A 16,663-nucleotide genomic window follows, 5' to 3' on the forward strand; every position below is an offset into this window, starting at 1 on the left:
ACGCACGGCGGGGTGTCTGCCTTCCGTCGACCGGTCGGTGAACGCCGAGTTGACCCAGCGTGACCGGCGGCGGCGTCACTGACCGGCCGATCGGGTGAGTGGTTGCCAGCCGTTGATGCCGATTTGGATGCCGGTCCAGCCGGCCGTCCGGCGGCCGGTGAGCAGCAAGACATATCAATCCGGGCATTCCTTAAGCGATTCTTAGCCGCACTGTTCAACCCGGCCGACGGCGGGGGTGGCGGGGGTGATCGCGGACCGCTAACGTCCCCGGCCGTACCTTTCCTGCACCCCAACGGGGGGAACTCTCCATGATCTTCCGTAACCGCGCGCTGGCCGTCGCCGGCACCGGCGCCGCCGGGATCCTGGCCGCGGGCCTCTTCGCCGCCCCGGCCCTGGCCGACGACTCGGCCGACCTGGCCATCGAGGCGACCGGCACCACCATCGCGGTGGGCGCGCCCGAAAAGATCTCGACCGTCTCCCTGCTCAACAAGAGCAAGGTGGACGCCAAGGGCATCCTGGTCGGTCTCGACATCAGCAAGCTGGACACCACCAAGGTGGACATCGACGAGAGCGGCTGCAGCCCGCGCGAGGACGGTCTGATCCTGTGCGGCATCGAGGGCGGCGTCCTGCCCGCCGGCCGGGACATCGACTGGGGCTTCCCGCTGACCCGCAAGGGCGACGCGACGGGTGACGCCGGTGAGATCAGCGCCATCATCCTGCACGAGGGCACCGACCCCGACGAGTCCAACAACGAGGTGACCGTCAAGGTCAAGGTCGAGGGCACCGGCCCGGACCTGACCGTGGTCGCGGGCGACGTGACCAAGGCCGTCACGGTCGAGGGCGAGAAGATCACGGTTGCCGGCGACCTGCGCGCCGGAGACACCGCCCAGCTCATCTACTCCGCCTTCAACCAGGGCGACGCCACCGCCGCCGGGCTGAAGATCAGCGTCAAGCTGCCCAAGGGCGTGACCTTCGCCGAGGCCGAGGACGGCTGCGAGTACAACTCCGGCAAGACCTCGCTCGTCTGCACCTACCGCGACGCCGACCTGATCCCGGTGTCGCAGGACAAGGACGGCGACGAGCTGATCTCGGGCGGCCGGTTCTACCACCTGCTCTCGGTCGGCAAGGACGTCAAGGCCGGCAGCCTGACCGGTGGCCAGGTCACCGTCGAGGCGCTCGGCAGCCAGGCGGCCACCGTCCGCGCCGCGGGCAAGAGCGCCCTCCCGGCCAACGCCGAGGAGGTGACGGCCACCGACGTGGACGCCACCGACAACACCGACGCGTACGCTGTCGTCGTGACCGCCAAGGGCGGCGCGGGCGGCGGCGGCGAGGAGCCGGGCCTGCCGCTGACCGGTCCGCAGACCGGCCTGATCGGCGGGATCGGCGGCGCGGTGCTGGTCGCGGGCGCGGTGATGTTCGTGATCGCGCGGCGGCGTCGGGTCGTCCTGGTGACCCCGGGCGACGAGAAGCCGACGGCCTGACGGTCGTCCTCCATCGACCCGCGAGGGTCGTTCACATAACGCACAGCAGTGGGGGCGGGATGGGTGACCATCCCGCCCCCACTGTCCGTTCGATCGGTTTGGACGGACGGATGAAAGACGATCCGCGTGCTGGCGCGCCACGTCCAGCTTCGATACGGTCCGCTCGGTTCCGCAACCATCCGTTTCTTCCCTAACCCCCGGGGGATCGATGACCCTGTTCGACCGCTCGGCCCTGGCCCGCGCCGGCGCCGTGGCCCTGCTCGCGGCGGGCGGCCTGACCACCGTCGCCGTTCCGGCGTACGCCGCCGACCAGGCGGACCTCGCCCTGACGCCGACCAGCTACCAGTTGGCCAAGGGCGTGAAGGCCGCGAAGGCCAAGCCGTTCAAGTTCACCGTCCAGAACCTCACCGACGGCGTCGACGCCAAGGACGTCACGGTGGAGGTCGACACCAGCGGCCTCAAGGCCAAGCGGGTCGGCTACGTCGTGCCGGACGGCTGCGAGGTGACCGGCAAGACCTTCACCTGCCTCCTCGGCGATCTGCGGGGCGGCACCAGCGAGGACTTCGGCATCCCGCTGTTCAGCACCGGCGGCCGGGGCGACGGCGGCGTGCTGGTGGTAACGGTCAGCTCGGCGAACGGCGACCCGGACCCGGCGAACAACAAGGCCATCGAGGTGCCGGTGACCGTGACGAAGCCGGGCTACGACCTCACCGCCTGGGTGCAGGACGTCCAGGCCAACGTCGTGGTCGACGGGGCGGTGGCCGACGAGCCCGACCTGAAGCCCGTGCGCCGGGGCGAGACGGTCCCGCTGGACTGGGCGGTCTACAACGACGGCAGCCGGCCCGCTACCGGTGTCTTCTACGGCCTCATGCTCCCGTCGGGTGTGAGCTTCGTGACGCTGCCGGAAGGCTGCGTCGAGGACGAGTTCCTCGGCAGGGCGCGGGCGCTGTGCGAGGACGCCGGTGCGGTCATCCGCCGGGGGCAGTACTACACGGCCGACGTGACGGTGAAGGTCGGCGACGACGTCACCGAGCCGGTGCTCCGGGAGGGCGACCTCTTCGCGTACGGGCTGGACGCCGCCGAGGGTGAGCCGGAGGTGGAGCCGCGGGTCGCCAGCCCGGCGCAGCGGAAGAACTTCACCGAGGCCGAGCCGAAGGACAACCACGCGACCTTCGAGGCGTTCGTGGACCTGTCGGCCCAGCCGACGCCGAACCCGACCCCGAGCGGCGAGCCGACCCCGACCCCGACCCCGACCACGACCACGACCACGACCACGACCCCGGGCGGCGGCACGGGCGGCGGCGGAAGCGACGAGGGCCCGCTGCCGGTGACCGGCGTGCAGGCCGGCCTGATCGGCGGCATCGGCGCGGCCGTGCTGCTGGCCGGCGGCGCGCTGCTGCTGATCTCCCGGCGGCGCGACGTCGTCCTGGTCACCCCGGGCGACGAGAAGTCGACCGACTGACGTACGCCCGCACAGGGGCGGGGTGGGCGCCACCCCGCCCCTGTCGCGTGCCCGCCGGCCGGCCGACCCGCCGGGCGTCGGCCCGAGCCGGGCTGGCAGAGTGGAGGGGTGAGCCGTACCCCGCAGGGCCAGCGCGCCGGCCTGGACAAGCAGCCGCACGAGGTCGCCGCGATGTTCGACGGCGTGGCGGCTCGTTACGACCTGACGAACACGGTGATGACGGCCGGCCGGGACCGGGCGTGGCGCCGGGCCACCCGGGAGGCGCTCGGGTTGCGCCCCGGCGAGCGGGTGCTCGACGTGGGCGCGGGCACCGGTGTCTCCACGGAGGAACTGGCCCGGTCCGGGGCGTACGCGGTCGGCGCCGACCTGTCGCTGGGCATGCTGCACGCCGGCAAGCGCACCCGTCCGGCGGTGCCGTTGCTGGCCGGTGACGCGCTGCGGCTGCCCTTCGCCGACGGCGTCTTCGACGCGGTGACCATCTCGTTCGCGCTGCGCAACGTCGTCGACACCGAGGCCGCGCTGCGGGAGTTCGCCCGGGTCACCAAGCCCGGCGGACGGCTGGTCATCTGCGAGTTGAGCCACCCCACCAACGCCGTCTTCCGCACCGCCTACCTGTCGTACCTCATGCGGTGGCTGCCGGCGGCGGCGCGGGTGGTCTCCAGCAACCCCGACGCGTACGTCTACCTGATCGAGTCGATCCGGGCGTGGCCGGACCAGGCCGCCCTGGCGCAGCGGATCCAGGCGGCGGGCTGGGGCTCGGTGGCCTGGCGGAACCTGACCGGCGGCCTGGCGGCACTGCACCGGGCGGTCCGCGACTAGCCGGCACTGCCGACTGTTTCGTGAATATCCGTTTTTAGTCCACTTTGCCCCCGTAAGCTCGCCCCATGACGGGACCAGAGCAGGCGGCCGGTGCGGAGGCCACCGACGACGACGCCGCGGAACTCATCGCGCAGCTCAGGGAGCTGGCCGGCGCGGATCCCGCCGACGTCCGCCAGGTGGTGGCCGAGGTGCTGGCCGCGCTGGACCGCGCCGCCGGCGGCGCGCTGCGCGAGCACCTGCCCGAGGCGATCCGGCTCGACGCCGGCCTGGGCGCGGCAGCTCCGGCCCGGCACTGACGCCCGGCGCCGACCGCGGCCGTCGCCGGAGTCCTGACCTCGGCCGATGCCCGGTCCCGACCCCGCCGTGCGGGTTTCCGGCAAGTTAGGTACCCCTGATCCGGCGTGGATATGACGCCGGTCATAGACTCCCACCGTCTGGCTTGTGAAGCATTTCACGAGCATGCGGGAGGAGGCGCGAGATGACCGCGGTGGAGCATGACGCCGACGTGATCGTCGTGGGCGCCGGTCCCGGTGGGTCGGCTACCGCGTACCACCTGGCTCGGCACGGCGTACGGGTGCTGCTGCTGGAGAAGACGGAGTTCCCCCGGGAGAAGGTCTGCGGCGACGGGTTGACCCCGCGCGCGGTGCGGCAGCTGATCCGGATGGGCGTGGACACCTCGCCCGAGGCGGGCTGGCTGCACAACAAGGGCCTGCGGGTGATCGGCGGCGGCGTCCGGCTGGAGCTGGACTGGCCCGACCTGGCGAGCTTCCCCAACTACGGCCTGGTGCGCACCCGGCTGGACTTCGACGACCTGCTCGCCCAGCGGGCCGTCGCCGCCGGCGCCAAGCTGCGCACCAGCGTGAACGTCACCGGCCCGGTGCTCGACCCGGACGGGCGGGTGATCGGCGTCGAGGCGGAGGTCGGCCCGGACAAGGAGCCCGCCACCTTCCACGCCCCGCTGGTGGTCGCGGCCGACGGGGTCTCCGGCCGCTTCCCGCTCGCCCTCGGGCTGGCCAAGCGGGAGGACCGGCCGATCGGGGTCGCCGTCCGGCGCTACTACCGCTCGCCCGCCAAGCACGACGACAACTACCTGGAGTCCTGGCTGGAGCTGCGCAGCAAGGACAGCGGCGACAACCTGCTGCCCGGGTACGGCTGGATCTTCGGGCTGGGCGACGGCCGGGTCAACGTCGGCCTCGGCGTGCTCAACTCCTCGTCCGCGTTCGGCAAGACGAACTACCGCCGGCTGCTCACCGACTGGCTGGCCAACACCCCGGCGGACTGGGGCATGACCGACGAGGCGAACGCGGAGGGGCCGATCCTCGGCGCCGCGCTGCCGATGGGCTTCAACCGGGTACCGCACTACACCCGCGGCGTGATGCTGGTCGGCGACTCCGGCGGCATGGTCAACCCGTTCAACGGCGAGGGCATCGCGTACGCGATGGAGTCCGGTGAGATGGCCGCGGAGATCGCCGTGCAGGCCCTCGCGCGCCCGGCCGGCGCCGAGCGTGAGCGCGCCCTGATGGCCTACCCGGCGGAGCTGAAGGCCCGCTTCGGCGGCTACTACCGGCTCGGCGGCGTCTTCGTGAAGCTCATCGGCCGCCCGGAGATCATGCGCATGGCCACGAAGCACGGCATGCCGCACCCGATGCTGATGCGCTTCGTGCTCAAGCTGCTGGCCAACCTGACCGACCCCCGTGGCGGAGACGCGATGGACCGGGTCATCAACGCGATGACGAAGGTGGCACCAGCGGTGTAGCGCGACGAGTGGGCTCGCAGCCGCAAAGCGACGGCGGGCTCGTGTGACGGGCGGGCCCCCGGCCGGCGACGGCCGCGGGCGCGGACAGAGATCGACCCCCGGCGACAGGCGCTGCGAGGGACGTGAATAGTGTGATTTTCGTCAAGGACCAGGGGCAGGGAAGGACGAGCAGGAGAAAACGATGACGCTCTCGCCTTACGCACCGATCATCGGGCTGTTCGCCCTCGCCGCGGGGTTCGCGCTGTTCTCCGTGGGCGCCGCCCGCTTCGCCGGTCCCCGGCGTTACAACAAGGCCAAGCTCGAGGCGTACGAGTGCGGCATCGAGCCCAGCCCGCAGCCGGTCGGCGGCGGCCGGTTCCCGATCAAGTTCTACCTGACGGCGATGCTCTTCATCGTCTTCGACATCGAGATCATCTTCCTCTACCCCTGGGCGGTCTCGTTCGACGCCCTGCCGATCTTCGGCTTCGTGGAGATGGTCCTGTTCATCGTCGCGGTCTTCGTCGCGTACGCCTACGTCTGGCGGCGTGGCGGCCTGGACTGGGACTGAGGGAGGAACCTCAGATGGGTATCGAGGAGAAGCTCCCCGCCGGCGTCCTGCTCACCTCGGTGGAGAAGCTCGTCAACTGGTCGCGGAAGTCGTCGGTCTGGGGCGCCACCTTCGGCCTGGCCTGCTGCGCGATCGAGATGATGGCGGCCGGTGGCCCGCACTACGACATGGGTCGCTGGGGCATGGAGGTCTTCCGGGCCTCGCCCCGCCAGGCCGACCTGATGATCGTGGCCGGCCGGGTGAGCCAGAAGATGGCCCCGGTGCTGCGCCAGATCTACGACCAGATGGCGGAGCCCCGCTGGGTGATCTCGATGGGCGTCTGCGCCAGCAGCGGCGGCATGTTCAACAACTACGCCATCGTGCAGGGCGTCGACCACGTCGTCCCGGTGGACATGTACCTCCCCGGCTGCCCGCCCCGGCCCGAGATGCTCATCGACGCGGTCCTCAAGCTGCGCGAGAAGATCATGTACGAGCCGCTCGGCCCGAACGGCCGCAAGATGCTCGAGGCGCGCAAGGAGCGCGGTGACGTCCCGGTCGTCCCGTACGGCTCGATGCCGTCGTCGTACCGCAGCGACAAGGCCCGGCGGGCCGAGTGGACCAAGGCGGTCCGCGAGGGCCGCGAGGAGCAGTTGCGGATCGAGAACTGGATGAAGGCCCAGAACCACCTGCAGCACGGGGGCGTGAACAAGTGACCGCACCTGACCACAAGGCGAACGACGGCGGCGTGCCGGTGCCGGTGACGCCGGCCGGCGCCACCAGCGGGGCCCCGGCCGAACACCCGCCGGCCAGCCCGGCGGGCCGGGGCATGTTCGGCAACCAGGGCTCCGGCGACGTCTCCGGCTTCGGCGGCCTGGTCCGCCAGCGCCGGACCATCGAGGACGCCCCCCGCCCGTACGGGGGCTACTTCGACGAGGTCCGCGACGCGCTGGAGGAGGCGTACCCGGCCTTCGGCGACGCCATCGAGAAGGTCGTGGTCGACCGGGGCGAGCTGACCCTGCACGTACGCCCCGAGCGGATCGCCGAGGTCTGCCAGGTGATGCGGGACGACCTGGCGCTCCGCTTCGAGCTGTGCTCCTCGGTGTCCGGTGTGGACTACCTGGGCGCCGACTCCCGCCGGCTGCACGTCGTCTACCAGCTCACCTCGATGACCTACCGCCGCCGCGTGCGGCTGGAGGCCGCGGTCCCCGCCGAGGACCCGCACCTGCCGAGCGTCACCTCGGTCTACCCGACGGCGGACTGGCAGGAGCGCGAGACGTACGACATGTTCGGCGTCGTCTTCGACGGCCACCCCAGCCTGACCCGGATCCTCATGCCGGACGACTGGGAGGGCTTCCCGCAGCGCAAGGACTACCCGCTCGGCGGCGTGCCCGTCGAGTACAAGGGCGCTGAAATTCCACCGCCGGACCAGCGGAGGTCGTACCAGTGACCACGTCGAACTACGCCACCGAGCGCGACACCACCGAGGGCAAGGTCTTCACCGTCACCGGTGGCGACTGGGACAGCGTCGTGTCGGGCACCGACCCCATCAACGACGAGCGGATCGTCGTCAACATGGGCCCGCAGCACCCGTCGACGCACGGCGTGCTCCGGCTGATCCTCGAGCTGGAGGGCGAGACGGTCCGCGAGGCCCGCTCGGTGATCGGCTACCTGCACACCGGCATCGAGAAGAACCTCGAATACCGCAACTGGGTCCAGGGCAGCACCTTCGTGACCCGGATGGACTACCTCTCCCCGCTGTTCAACGAGACGGCGTACGCGCTGGCGGTGGAGAAGCTGCTCGGCATCGAGGAGCAGATCACCGAGCGGGCGACCACCATCCGGGTGCTCATGATGGAGCTGAACCGGATCTCGTCGCACCTGGTCTGGCTGGCCACCACCGGCATGGAGCTGGGCGCGATCAACATGATGCTCTACGGCTTCCGGGAGCGGGAGCACATCCTGGAGATCTTCGAGATCGTCACCGGCCTGCGGATGAACCACGCGTACGTCCGGCCGGGCGGCGTCGCCCAGGACGTGCCGGACGAGGCGATCGTCAAGATCCGCGACTTCCTGAAGCTGATGCCGAAGAAGCTCAAGGAGTACGAGAACCTCCTCTCCGGCCAGCCGATCTGGATCGAGCGGACGAAGAACGTCGCGGTGCTCGACGTGACCGGCTGCGTCGCGCTCGGCGTGACCGGCCCGGTGCTGCGCTCCGCCGGCCTGGCCTGGGACCTGCGCAAGACGATGCCGTACTGCGGCTACGAGACGTACGAGTTCGACGTCCCGACGCACACCGACGGCGACGTGTGGGGCCGCTACCTCGTGCGGCTCGCCGAGATCCGGGAGTCGCTCAAGCTCGTCGAGCAGGCGCTGGACCGGCTCCGGCCGGGCCCGGTGATGGTGGCCGACAAGAAGATCGCCTGGCCGGCGCAGCTCGCCATCGGCGTCGACGGCATGGGCAACTCGCTGGAGCACGTCGCGAAGATCATGGGTCAGTCGATGGAGTCGCTGATCCACCACTTCAAGCTCGTCACCGAGGGCTTCCGGGTGCCGCCGGGCCAGGTCTACGCCGCCGTCGAGTCGCCGCGCGGCGAGTTGGGCGTGCACGCGGTCTCCGACGGTGGCACCCGGCCGTACCGGGTGCACTACCGCGAACCGAGCTTCGTCAACCTCCAGGCCCTCCCGGCGATGGCCGAGGGCGGCCTGATCGCCGACGTGATCGCCGGCGGCGCCTCGCTGGACCCGGTGATGGGTGGTTGTGACCGATGAGCGTTTTCACTGAAGAGACCCGCGAACGGGCCCGGGAGATCATCGCCCGGTACCCGGCCGACCGGTCCCGGTCGGCGCTGCTGCCGCTGCTGCACCTGGTGCAGGCCGAGGAGGGCTACGTCTCGCCGGCCGGCGTGGAGTTCTGCGCCGAGGTGCTGGGCCTGAACAAGGCCCAGGTCGGCGCGGTGGCCACCTTCTACACCATGTACAAGCGCCGGCCGACCGGCGACTACCTGGTGAGCGTCTGCACCAACACGATGTGCAACGTGCTCGGCGGCCAGGAGGTCTACGACACCCTCGCCGAGCACCTCGGTGTGGGGCACGACGAGACCACCGCCGACGGGAAGATCACCCTGGAGCACGCCGAGTGCCTGGCGGCCTGCGACTACGGGCCGGTGATGACCGTCAACTACGACTTCTTCGACGGCGTGGACCCGCAGACCGCGCTCGGCGTGGTCGACGAGCTGCGCGCCGGCGGTCGGCCGATGCCGACCCGGGGCGCCCGGCTCTGCACGCTCAAGGAGATGGCGGTGCAGCTCGCCGGCTTCGCCGACGAGCGCGAGGGCGCGGTGGCCGACGGCGGGCCGGGGGAGCCCACCCTGCGCGGGCTGCGGCTGGCGCAGCAGCACGGCATCTCGGTGCCGGGCTTCGACCCGAACACCCCGATCCGCAGCAAGGCCGAGGCCGACAAGGCCGCCGCCGAGGCGAAGGCCAGGAGCGAGGCCGCCAAGCCGGCTCCCGCCCCGGCCGCGGGCGGCAACGGCGCCGGGCCCGCCACGGGTACGGCCGGCAACGCGGGCGCCGGCGAGCCGGCCCGCGCCGCCGAGGCCGCCGGCAGCACCACCCGGGACGTGCGGGCGCCGGACGCCAAGTCGCCCGAGGTGCGGGCCGCCGAGACCCGCCAGCCCGACGCGGCGACCGCCGTGCCGGACGCCCCCGGCACCAAGGTCCCCGCCGACAGCGTGCCGCCGGCGCCCCGCGACGCCCAGGCGGCGGAGGCCGCCGGAGCCGCGGCGAACGCGCCGGCCGGCGACGGCAAGCCCGCCGGCGACGAGGCCGGGGCGCAGGAGCGCAACCTCAAGGAAGCCGAGGCGGGGGCCGGCGCCGGTGGCGCGGGCTCCGCCCGCGCGAGCGAGACGGGGGTCCAGAAGTGACCACTCCCCGGCCGGAGACCCTGGCCAAGCTGACGCCGGTGCTCACCAAGCGCTGGCTGTCGCCGGACGCGTGGCGGATCGGCACCTACGAGAAGCTCGACGGCTACGCGGCCCTGCGCAAGGCGCTCAAGGCCCACCCGGACGACCTGATCCAACTGGTCAAGGACTCCGGCCTGCGCGGTCGCGGCGGCGCCGGCTTCCCGACCGGTCTCAAGTGGGGGTTCATCCCGCAGGGCGACGGCAAGCCGCACTACCTCGTGGTCAACGCCGACGAGGGCGAGCCGGGCACGTGCAAGGACCTGCCGCTGATGACGCACGACCCGCACTCGCTCGTCGAGGGCGTGATCATCGCGTCGTACGCGATCCGGGCCAACCGCGCCTACATCTACATCCGGGGCGAGGCGGTGCACGCCGCGCGCCGGCTGCGCAACGCCGTGCAGGAGGCGTACGCCAGGGGCTACCTCGGCAGGAACATCCTCGGGTCCGGGTTCGACCTGGACCTGGTGGTGCACTCGGGCGCCGGGGCGTACATCTGCGGCGAGGAGACCGCGCTGCTGGACTCGCTGGAGGGCTTCCGGGGCCAGCCCCGGTTGCGCCCGCCGTTCCCGGCGACCCATGGCCTGTACGCGAGCCCGACCGTCGTGAACAACGTCGGCACCATCGCGAGCGTGCCGTACATCGTGCTGGGCGGCGCGGACTGGTGGAAGACCATGGGCACGGAGAAGTCCTCCGGCCCGATGATCTACTCGCTCTCCGGCCGGGTCGCCAACCCCGGCCAGTTCGAGTGCACGATGGGCGTCACGCTGCGGGAGCTGATCGAGCTGGCCGGCGGCATGCAGCCGGGCCACAACCTGCGGTTCTGGACGCCGGGCGGCTCGTCGACGCCGCTGCTCACCGCCGAGCACCTGGACGTGCCGCTGGACTTCGAGGGGGTGGCGGCGGCCGGCTCGATCCTCGGCACCACGGCCACCCAGATCTTCTCCGACCAGGACTGCCCGGTCTACGCGACCTACCGGTGGCTGGAGTTCTACCACCACGAGTCGTGCGGCAAGTGCACCCCGTGCCGTGAGGGCAACTACTGGATGGTCCGGGTCTACCGGCGGATCCTCGCCGGCCAGGGCACCCACGAGGACCTGGACACCCTGCTCGACACCTGCGACAACATCCTCGGCCGCTCGTTCTGCGGCCTGGGTGACGGTGCGACCAGCTCGGTGACCTCGTCGCTGAAGTACTTCAAGCAGGACTACCTCGACTACATCGAGGGACGTACCGCGCCGAAGCTGTCGGACAAGCAGCTGGTGGGAGCGCACTAATGACTGACGTCGTCAAGGCCCAGGAAACCGTCACGCTCACCATCGACGGCGTCGAGGTCACCGCCCCCAAGGGGGCGCTGCTGATCCGGGTCGCCGAGCAGTTGGGCACCGAGATCCCCCGGTTCTGCGACCACCCGCTGCTGGCCCCGGCCGGCGCGTGCCGGCAGTGCCTGGTCGAGGTGGAGGGGCAGCGCAAGCCGGTCGCCTCCTGCACCCAGACCGTCGCCGACGGCATGGTCGTACGCACGCAGCTCACCTCCCCGGTCGCCAAGAAGGCGCAGGAGGGGGTCATGGAGCTGCTGCTGCTCAACCACCCGCTCGACTGCCCCATGTGTGACAAGGGCGGCGAGTGCCCGCTACAGAACCAGGCGATGTCGACCGGCCGCGCCGACTCGCGGTTCCACGAGCACAAGCGGGAGTACCCGAAGCCGCTGCCGATCAGCACCCAGGTGCTGCTCGACCGCGAACGCTGCGTGCTCTGCCAGCGCTGCACCCGGTTCTCCGAGGAGATCGCCGGCGACAAGTTCATCGACCTGATGGGCCGGTCGTCCGCCGAGGAGATCAACATCTACCGGGACGAGGAGTACGGCGAGGAGGGCGACGCGGGTGACGTGCCGTTCAACTCGTACTTCTCCGGGAACACGGTGCAGATCTGCCCGGTCGGCGCGCTGACCGGCGCGCAGTACCGGTTCCGGGCCCGCCCGTTCGACCTGGTCTCCACCCCGAGCGTCTGCGAGCACTGCTCGGCCGGGTGCGCCCAGCGCACCGACTGGCGGCGGGGCAAGGTGCTGCGCCGGCTGGCCGGCGACGACCCGCAGGTCAACGAGGAGTGGAACTGCGACAAGGGGCGGTGGGGCTTCCAGTACACCCGCGCCTTCGACCGGCTCACCACCCCGCTGGTCCGCGACGAGCGCACCGGGGAGCTGCGCGAGGCGTCGTGGAGCGAGGCGCTGGCCGTGGCGGCCGAGGGGCTTCGCGCGGCGCGGGACGGCGGGCAGGGCACGGCGGTGCTGACCGGCGGCCGGCTGACCGTCGAGGACGCCTACGCGTACGCGAAGTTCGCCCGGGTCGCGCTGAACACCAACGACATCGACTTCCGGGCCCGGCCGGTCTCCCGCGAGGAGACCGACTTCCTGGCCAGCTCGGTCGCCGGGGTCACGGACGTGACGTACGCCGACGTGGAGAACGCGCCCGCCGTGGTGCTGGTCGGGCTGGAGCCGGAGGAGGAGTGCCCGATCCTCTTCCTGCGGCTGCGCAAGGCGTACCTCAAGAAGAAGCTGACGGTGTACGCGATCGCGCCGTTCGCCACCCGCGGCCTGGAGAAGCTCGGCGCCAAGCTGGCCCGGGTGGTGCCGGGCGAGGAGGCGACCGTGCTCGCCGAGCACGCCACGGTCGCCGAGGCGCTGAGCGCCGAGGGCGCGATCCTGATCGTCGGCGAGCGGCTGGCGAGCGTGCCGGGCGGCCTCTCCGCGGCGGCCGACGTCGCCCGGCGTACCGGCGCGAAGCTGGCCTGGGTGCCGCGGCGCGCGGGCGACCGCGGCGCGGTCGACGCGGGCTGCCTGCCCAACCTGCTCCCCGGTGGCCGCCTGGTCACCGAGCCGGCCGCCCGGGCCGAGCTGGGCGAGGCGTGGGACATCGCGGCCGGGGTGATCCCGAGCCAGGCCGGCCGGGACACCGACGGCATCCTCGCCGCCGCCGCCGGCGGCCAGCTCGGCGCGCTGGTGGTGGCCGGGGTCGACCCGGCCGACCTGGCGGACCCGCGGCTGGCCGAGGCGGCCCTCGACGCGGTGCCGTTCCTGGTGAGCCTGGAGCAGCGGATGAGCGCGGTGGCCCGCCGGGCCGACGTGGTCTTCCCGGTGGCCCCGGTCGCCGAGAAGGCCGGCAGCTTCCTGGACTGGGAGGGCCGGCTGCGCACCTTCGAGGCGGTGCTGCGGACCGCCGCGATGACCGACGGCCGGGTGCTGGACGCCCTCGCCGCGCAGCTCGACGTGCAGCTCGGCACCGGCGACGTGCTCAGCGTCCGCCGCGAGCTGGGCGCCCTGCCGCGCACCCGCACCGACCGGCCCGCCGCCCCGGCGGTGGAGCCGGCCTCGGTGCCGCAGCCGGGCGCCGGCGAGGCCGTGCTCGCCACCTGGCACCAGCTGGTCGACCTGGGCAGCCTCACCGACGGCGACGAGCACCTCGCGGGCACGGCCCGCCCGCCGGTGGTCCGGCTGGGCAAGGGCACCGCGGAGGCGCTCGGCGTCGCCGACGGCGATCCGGTGACGGTGGGCACCGACCGGGGGGCGCTGACCCTGCCGGCGGCGATCACCGAGATGCCGGACGGCGTCGTCTGGCTGCCGACCAACTCGCCCGGCTCGACCGTGCGGCGCAGCCTCGGCGCGACGTCCGGCGCGGTCGTCCGGATCTCCGCTCCCGCCCCGGCCGGGTCGGCGCCGGAGGCCGGAGAGGTCGCCGCGGACGCGGCCGGCCGTCCGGGCCCGCTCCTCAACGCAGGGGGTGCAATCCAGTGAACGCGGTCTACCTGGCCCAGGATCCGACGCTGGCCGACTTCGGCCGGGATCCCTGGTGGCTGGTCCTCGGCAAGGTCGTCTTCGCCTTCGTCTTCGGTCTGCTCGCCACCCTGCTCGGCGTCTGGTTCGAGCGGCGGGTCGTGGGCCGCATGGCCGTGCGGCCCGGCCCCAACCAGGTCGGCCCGTTCGGCCTGCTGCAGACGCTCGCCGACGGCCTGAAGATGGCCTTCAAGGAGGACATCCTGCCGAAGGCGGCCGACAAGGTCGTCTACTTCTTCGCCCCGACCATCTCGGTGATCTGCGCGGTCACCGCGCTGTCGGTGGTGCCGTTCGGCCCGATGGTGAGCATCTTCGGCCACTGGACGCCGTTGCAGGTCACCGACGTGCCGGTGGCGGTGCTGGTGCTGCTGGCCTGCTCGTCGATGGGCATCTACGGCATCGTCCTCGGCGGTTGGGCCTCCGGCTCGACCTACCCGCTGCTCGGCGGCCTGCGCTCCAGCGCCCAGATGATCTCGTACGAGGTCGCGATGGGCCTGAGCATCGTGGCGGTGTTCATGACCGCGGGCACGATGTCCACCAGCGGGATCGTCGCCGCCCAGGCGGACGGCACCCGGCTGAGCATCGCGGGCGTCGAGGTCCCGGCCCCCGGCTGGTACGCGATCCTGCTGCTGCCCAGCTTCATCATCTTCTTCATCGCCACGGTCGGCGAGACCAACCGCGCGCCGTTCGACCTGCCCGAGGCGGAGTCCGAGCTGGTCGCGGGCTTCATGACGGAATACAGCTCGCTGAAGTTCGCGCTCTTCATGCTCAGCGAGTACGTCTCGATGGTCACCATGTCGGCGGTCACCACGACGCTCTTCCTGGGCGGCTGGCGGGCCCCGGCGCCGATCACCACGTTCTGGGCCGGCGCGAACTCCGGCTGGTGGCCGATGCTCTGGTTCTTCGCCAAGGTCGTCCTGCTGGTCTTCGTCTTCGTCTGGCTGCGGGGCACCCTGCCCCGGCTGCGCTACGACCAGTTCATGCGCTTCGGCTGGAAGGTGCTGCTCCCGATCAACCTGGTCTGGATCCTGGTCCTGTCCGGCCTGCGCTCGATCGAGGACTGGGACTCGCGCAGCAAGCTGATCGCGGTCGGCATCCCCGCCGGCATCCTGCTGCTCGCCACGCTGCTGTGGCCGAGCCGGAAGCCGCAGCCGAAGCCGACCGTCCAGGAACAGGTCGACAACCGGCCGCACGGCAGCTTCCCGCTGCCCCCGATGGACCTGCAGGTACCACCGAGCCCGCGCACCAGGCGCGTGGTCGCCGAGCGGGAGCCGGCCAACATTGCCGCCGGCTCGGACTCCAGGGAGGTGTGACGTGGGCGCGATCACCGGAACGTTCAAGGGCTTCGGGGTCACCTTCTCGCACATGTTCAAGAAGGTCGTCACGACCGACTACCCGTTCAAGCCGCCGGTCTCGGCGCCGCGCTACCACGGGCGGCACATCCTGAACCGGCACCCGGACGGGCTGGAGAAGTGCATCGGGTGCGAGCTGTGCGCCTGGGCCTGCCCGGCGGACGCGATCTACGTCGAGGGTGGCGACAACACCGACGAGCAGCGCTTCTCGCCGGGTGAGCGGTACGCCAGCATCTACCAGATCAACTACGCCCGGTGCATCTTCTGCGGGCTCTGCATCGAGGCCTGCCCGACCCGTTCGCTCACGATGAGCAACGAGTACGAGCTGGCCCGGGACAGCCGGCAGGACCTCATCTTCACGAAGGAGCAGCTGCTCGCGCCGCTGCTGCCGGGCATGGAGCAGCCGCCGCACCCGATGCGGCTGGGCGACAGCGAGAAGGACTACTACGTCGGCGCGCTGACCAACCCGGGCACCTCGGCCGGCGCGGAGCACTCGGCCAACAACCCGGGCCGGTACCAGGTGGAGGAGCACCCCGGCGTGACCTTCCCCGGCGCCGAGCAGCACGCCCAGCGGGCCGCGGCCGGCAAGGGGGACGGAGCATGACCACGCAGACGGTGCTCGCCGCGGCGGGCGGGGTCTCCGGCGGCGAGGAGGTCACCTTCTGGATCCTCGCCCCGCTGGCGCTGATCGGCGCGATCGGGATGGTCGCGGCGCGCAACGCCGTGCACTCGGCGCTCTGGCTGGTGCTGACCATGCTCTGCCTGGGCGTGTTCTACGTGCTCCAGGCGGGGCCGTTCATCGGCATGGTGCAGATCATCGTCTACACCGGCGCGATCATGATGCTGTTCCTGTTCGTGCTGATGCTGGTCGGCCGGGACGCCTCGGACTCGTTGATCGAGACGCTCCGCGGCCAGCGGGTCGCGGCGGTGGTGCTCGGGCTCGGCTTCGCCGGCCTCGTCGGCGGCGGGCTCTGGCGCGCGCTGGAGGGGACCACGGCCGTCGGCCTGGAGCAGGCCAACGCCGAGGGCAACGTGCAGGGCATCGCCCGGCTGCTGTTCACCAAGTACGTCTTCGCGTTCGAGCTGACCTCGGCGCTGCTCATCACCGCCGCGGTCGGCGCGATGGTGCTGGCGCACATCGAGCGGCGCAAGCAGGACAAGGTCGACCAGCCGACGACCATGCGGGCGCGCTTCCGGCCCGGCAACTACCCGGGCCCGAAGCCCGGCCCGGGCGTCTACGCGACCTCCTCCTCGGTGGCCACCCCGGCCCGCCTGCCCGACGGCCGGCTGACCGAGGTGAGCACCCCCGACATCCTGCCGGTGCGCGAGCTGACCGACCGGGAGACCTCGCTGAAGGGGACCGACCGGTGAGCGCGAGGAGTGAGCTCGCGAGCCCCGCAGTCGCGAACGAAAGGCTGGCACCGGTGAGCGCGAGGAGTGAGCTCGCGAGCCCCGCAGTCGCGAACGAAAGGCTGGTTC

At 71.8% G+C, this 16,663-nt stretch carries 15 protein-coding genes; all 15 read left to right on the plus strand.

The annotated features are described in order from the left end of the window. Positions 1-308: 308 nt before the first annotated feature. Positions 309-1,481, plus strand: a complete 1,173-nt coding sequence (locus ACFY23_RS02670) for an LPXTG cell wall anchor domain-containing protein (protein ID WP_350683164.1) — start codon at positions 309-311, stop codon at positions 1,479-1,481. Positions 1,482-1,689: 208 nt separating this feature from the next. After that, the gene (locus ACFY23_RS02675; RefSeq protein ID WP_350683166.1) at positions 1,690-2,943 is read left to right on the plus strand and encodes a cell wall anchor protein; all 1,254 of its coding nucleotides are present in this window, start codon (positions 1,690-1,692) and stop codon (positions 2,941-2,943) included. 108 nt (positions 2,944-3,051) lie between these two features. Further along, positions 3,052-3,762, plus strand: a complete 711-nt coding sequence (locus tag ACFY23_RS02680; protein WP_350683168.1) for a demethylmenaquinone methyltransferase — start codon at positions 3,052-3,054, stop codon at positions 3,760-3,762. A gap of 65 nt (positions 3,763-3,827) precedes the next feature. Beyond that, the gene (locus ACFY23_RS02685) at positions 3,828-4,058 is read left to right on the plus strand and encodes a hypothetical protein (protein ID WP_350683170.1); all 231 of its coding nucleotides are present in this window, start codon (positions 3,828-3,830) and stop codon (positions 4,056-4,058) included. A gap of 182 nt (positions 4,059-4,240) precedes the next feature. Next, on the plus strand, positions 4,241-5,518 hold the full coding sequence (locus tag ACFY23_RS02690) for a geranylgeranyl reductase family protein (protein WP_350683172.1): 1,278 nt from the start codon (positions 4,241-4,243) through the stop codon (positions 5,516-5,518). Positions 5,519-5,699: 181 nt separating this feature from the next. Further along, on the plus strand, positions 5,700-6,065 hold the full coding sequence (locus tag ACFY23_RS02695; protein WP_350683174.1) for an NADH-quinone oxidoreductase subunit A: 366 nt from the start codon (positions 5,700-5,702) through the stop codon (positions 6,063-6,065). Positions 6,066-6,079: 14 nt separating this feature from the next. Further along, entirely contained in the window at positions 6,080-6,757 is a 678-nt protein-coding gene (locus ACFY23_RS02700; protein WP_350683175.1) for an NADH-quinone oxidoreductase subunit B family protein, read from the plus strand. Beyond that, positions 6,754-7,491: an NADH-quinone oxidoreductase subunit C gene (locus ACFY23_RS02705; RefSeq protein WP_350683177.1), complete on the plus strand. Its 738-nt coding sequence runs from the start codon at positions 6,754-6,756 to the stop codon at positions 7,489-7,491. The genes ACFY23_RS02700 and ACFY23_RS02705 overlap by 4 nt, the downstream gene beginning before the upstream one ends. Beyond that, positions 7,488-8,813, plus strand: a complete 1,326-nt coding sequence (locus ACFY23_RS02710; protein WP_350683179.1) for an NADH-quinone oxidoreductase subunit D — start codon at positions 7,488-7,490, stop codon at positions 8,811-8,813. Before ACFY23_RS02705 ends, ACFY23_RS02710 begins: the two co-directional genes overlap by 4 nt. Then, positions 8,810-9,967 carry an NADH-quinone oxidoreductase subunit NuoE gene (gene nuoE / locus ACFY23_RS02715; RefSeq protein ID WP_350683181.1) on the plus strand — a complete coding sequence of 386 codons (1,158 nt, stop codon included), beginning with the start codon at positions 8,810-8,812 and terminating at the stop codon, positions 9,965-9,967. Before ACFY23_RS02710 ends, nuoE begins: the two co-directional genes overlap by 4 nt. Beyond that, on the plus strand, positions 9,964-11,280 hold the full coding sequence (nuoF, locus tag ACFY23_RS02720; RefSeq protein WP_350683183.1) for an NADH-quinone oxidoreductase subunit NuoF: 1,317 nt from the start codon (positions 9,964-9,966) through the stop codon (positions 11,278-11,280). The genes nuoE and nuoF overlap by 4 nt, the downstream gene beginning before the upstream one ends. Then, positions 11,280-13,793, plus strand: a complete 2,514-nt coding sequence (locus ACFY23_RS02725) for an NADH-quinone oxidoreductase subunit G (RefSeq protein WP_350818912.1) — start codon at positions 11,280-11,282, stop codon at positions 13,791-13,793. The genes nuoF and ACFY23_RS02725 overlap by 1 nt, the downstream gene beginning before the upstream one ends. Then, complete coding sequence (gene nuoH / locus ACFY23_RS02730; RefSeq protein ID WP_350684290.1) at positions 13,790-15,145, plus strand: NADH-quinone oxidoreductase subunit NuoH; 1,356 nt, start codon at positions 13,790-13,792, stop codon at positions 15,143-15,145. Before ACFY23_RS02725 ends, nuoH begins: the two co-directional genes overlap by 4 nt. Before the next feature lies 1 nt (position 15,146). Continuing rightward, on the plus strand, positions 15,147-15,788 hold the full coding sequence (gene nuoI, locus ACFY23_RS02735) for an NADH-quinone oxidoreductase subunit NuoI (protein WP_350684291.1): 642 nt from the start codon (positions 15,147-15,149) through the stop codon (positions 15,786-15,788). Next, positions 15,785-16,555 (plus strand): NADH-quinone oxidoreductase subunit J, encoded by a 771-nt coding sequence (locus tag ACFY23_RS02740; protein WP_350684292.1) that lies wholly within the window; start codon positions 15,785-15,787, stop codon positions 16,553-16,555. Before nuoI ends, ACFY23_RS02740 begins: the two co-directional genes overlap by 4 nt. Positions 16,556-16,663 lie beyond the last annotated feature (108 nt).

The sequence above is a fragment of the Micromonospora sp. NPDC000121 genome (assembly GCF_042899165.1).
Taxonomy (GTDB): Bacteria; Actinomycetota; Actinomycetes; order Mycobacteriales; family Micromonosporaceae; genus Micromonospora.

Excerpts from the sequence above, each read along its gene's own strand:
- ACFY23_RS02670 (WP_350683164.1), top strand. The coding sequence starts at position 309 with ATGATCTTCCGTAACCGCGCGCTGGCCGTCGCCGGCACCGGCGCCGCC.
- ACFY23_RS02675 (WP_350683166.1), top strand. The coding sequence starts at position 1,690 with ATGACCCTGTTCGACCGCTCGGCCCTGGCCCGCGCCGGCGCCGTGGCC.
- ACFY23_RS02685 (WP_350683170.1), top strand. The coding sequence starts at position 3,828 with ATGACGGGACCAGAGCAGGCGGCCGGTGCGGAGGCCACCGACGACGAC.
- ACFY23_RS02690 (WP_350683172.1), top strand. The coding sequence starts at position 4,241 with ATGACCGCGGTGGAGCATGACGCCGACGTGATCGTCGTGGGCGCCGGT.
- ACFY23_RS02695 (WP_350683174.1), top strand. The coding sequence starts at position 5,700 with ATGACGCTCTCGCCTTACGCACCGATCATCGGGCTGTTCGCCCTCGCC.
- ACFY23_RS02700 (WP_350683175.1), top strand. The coding sequence starts at position 6,080 with ATGGGTATCGAGGAGAAGCTCCCCGCCGGCGTCCTGCTCACCTCGGTG.
- nuoE (WP_350683181.1), top strand. The coding sequence starts at position 8,810 with ATGAGCGTTTTCACTGAAGAGACCCGCGAACGGGCCCGGGAGATCATC.
- ACFY23_RS02725 (WP_350818912.1), top strand. The coding sequence starts at position 11,280 with ATGACTGACGTCGTCAAGGCCCAGGAAACCGTCACGCTCACCATCGAC.
- ACFY23_RS02740 (WP_350684292.1), top strand. The coding sequence starts at position 15,785 with ATGACCACGCAGACGGTGCTCGCCGCGGCGGGCGGGGTCTCCGGCGGC.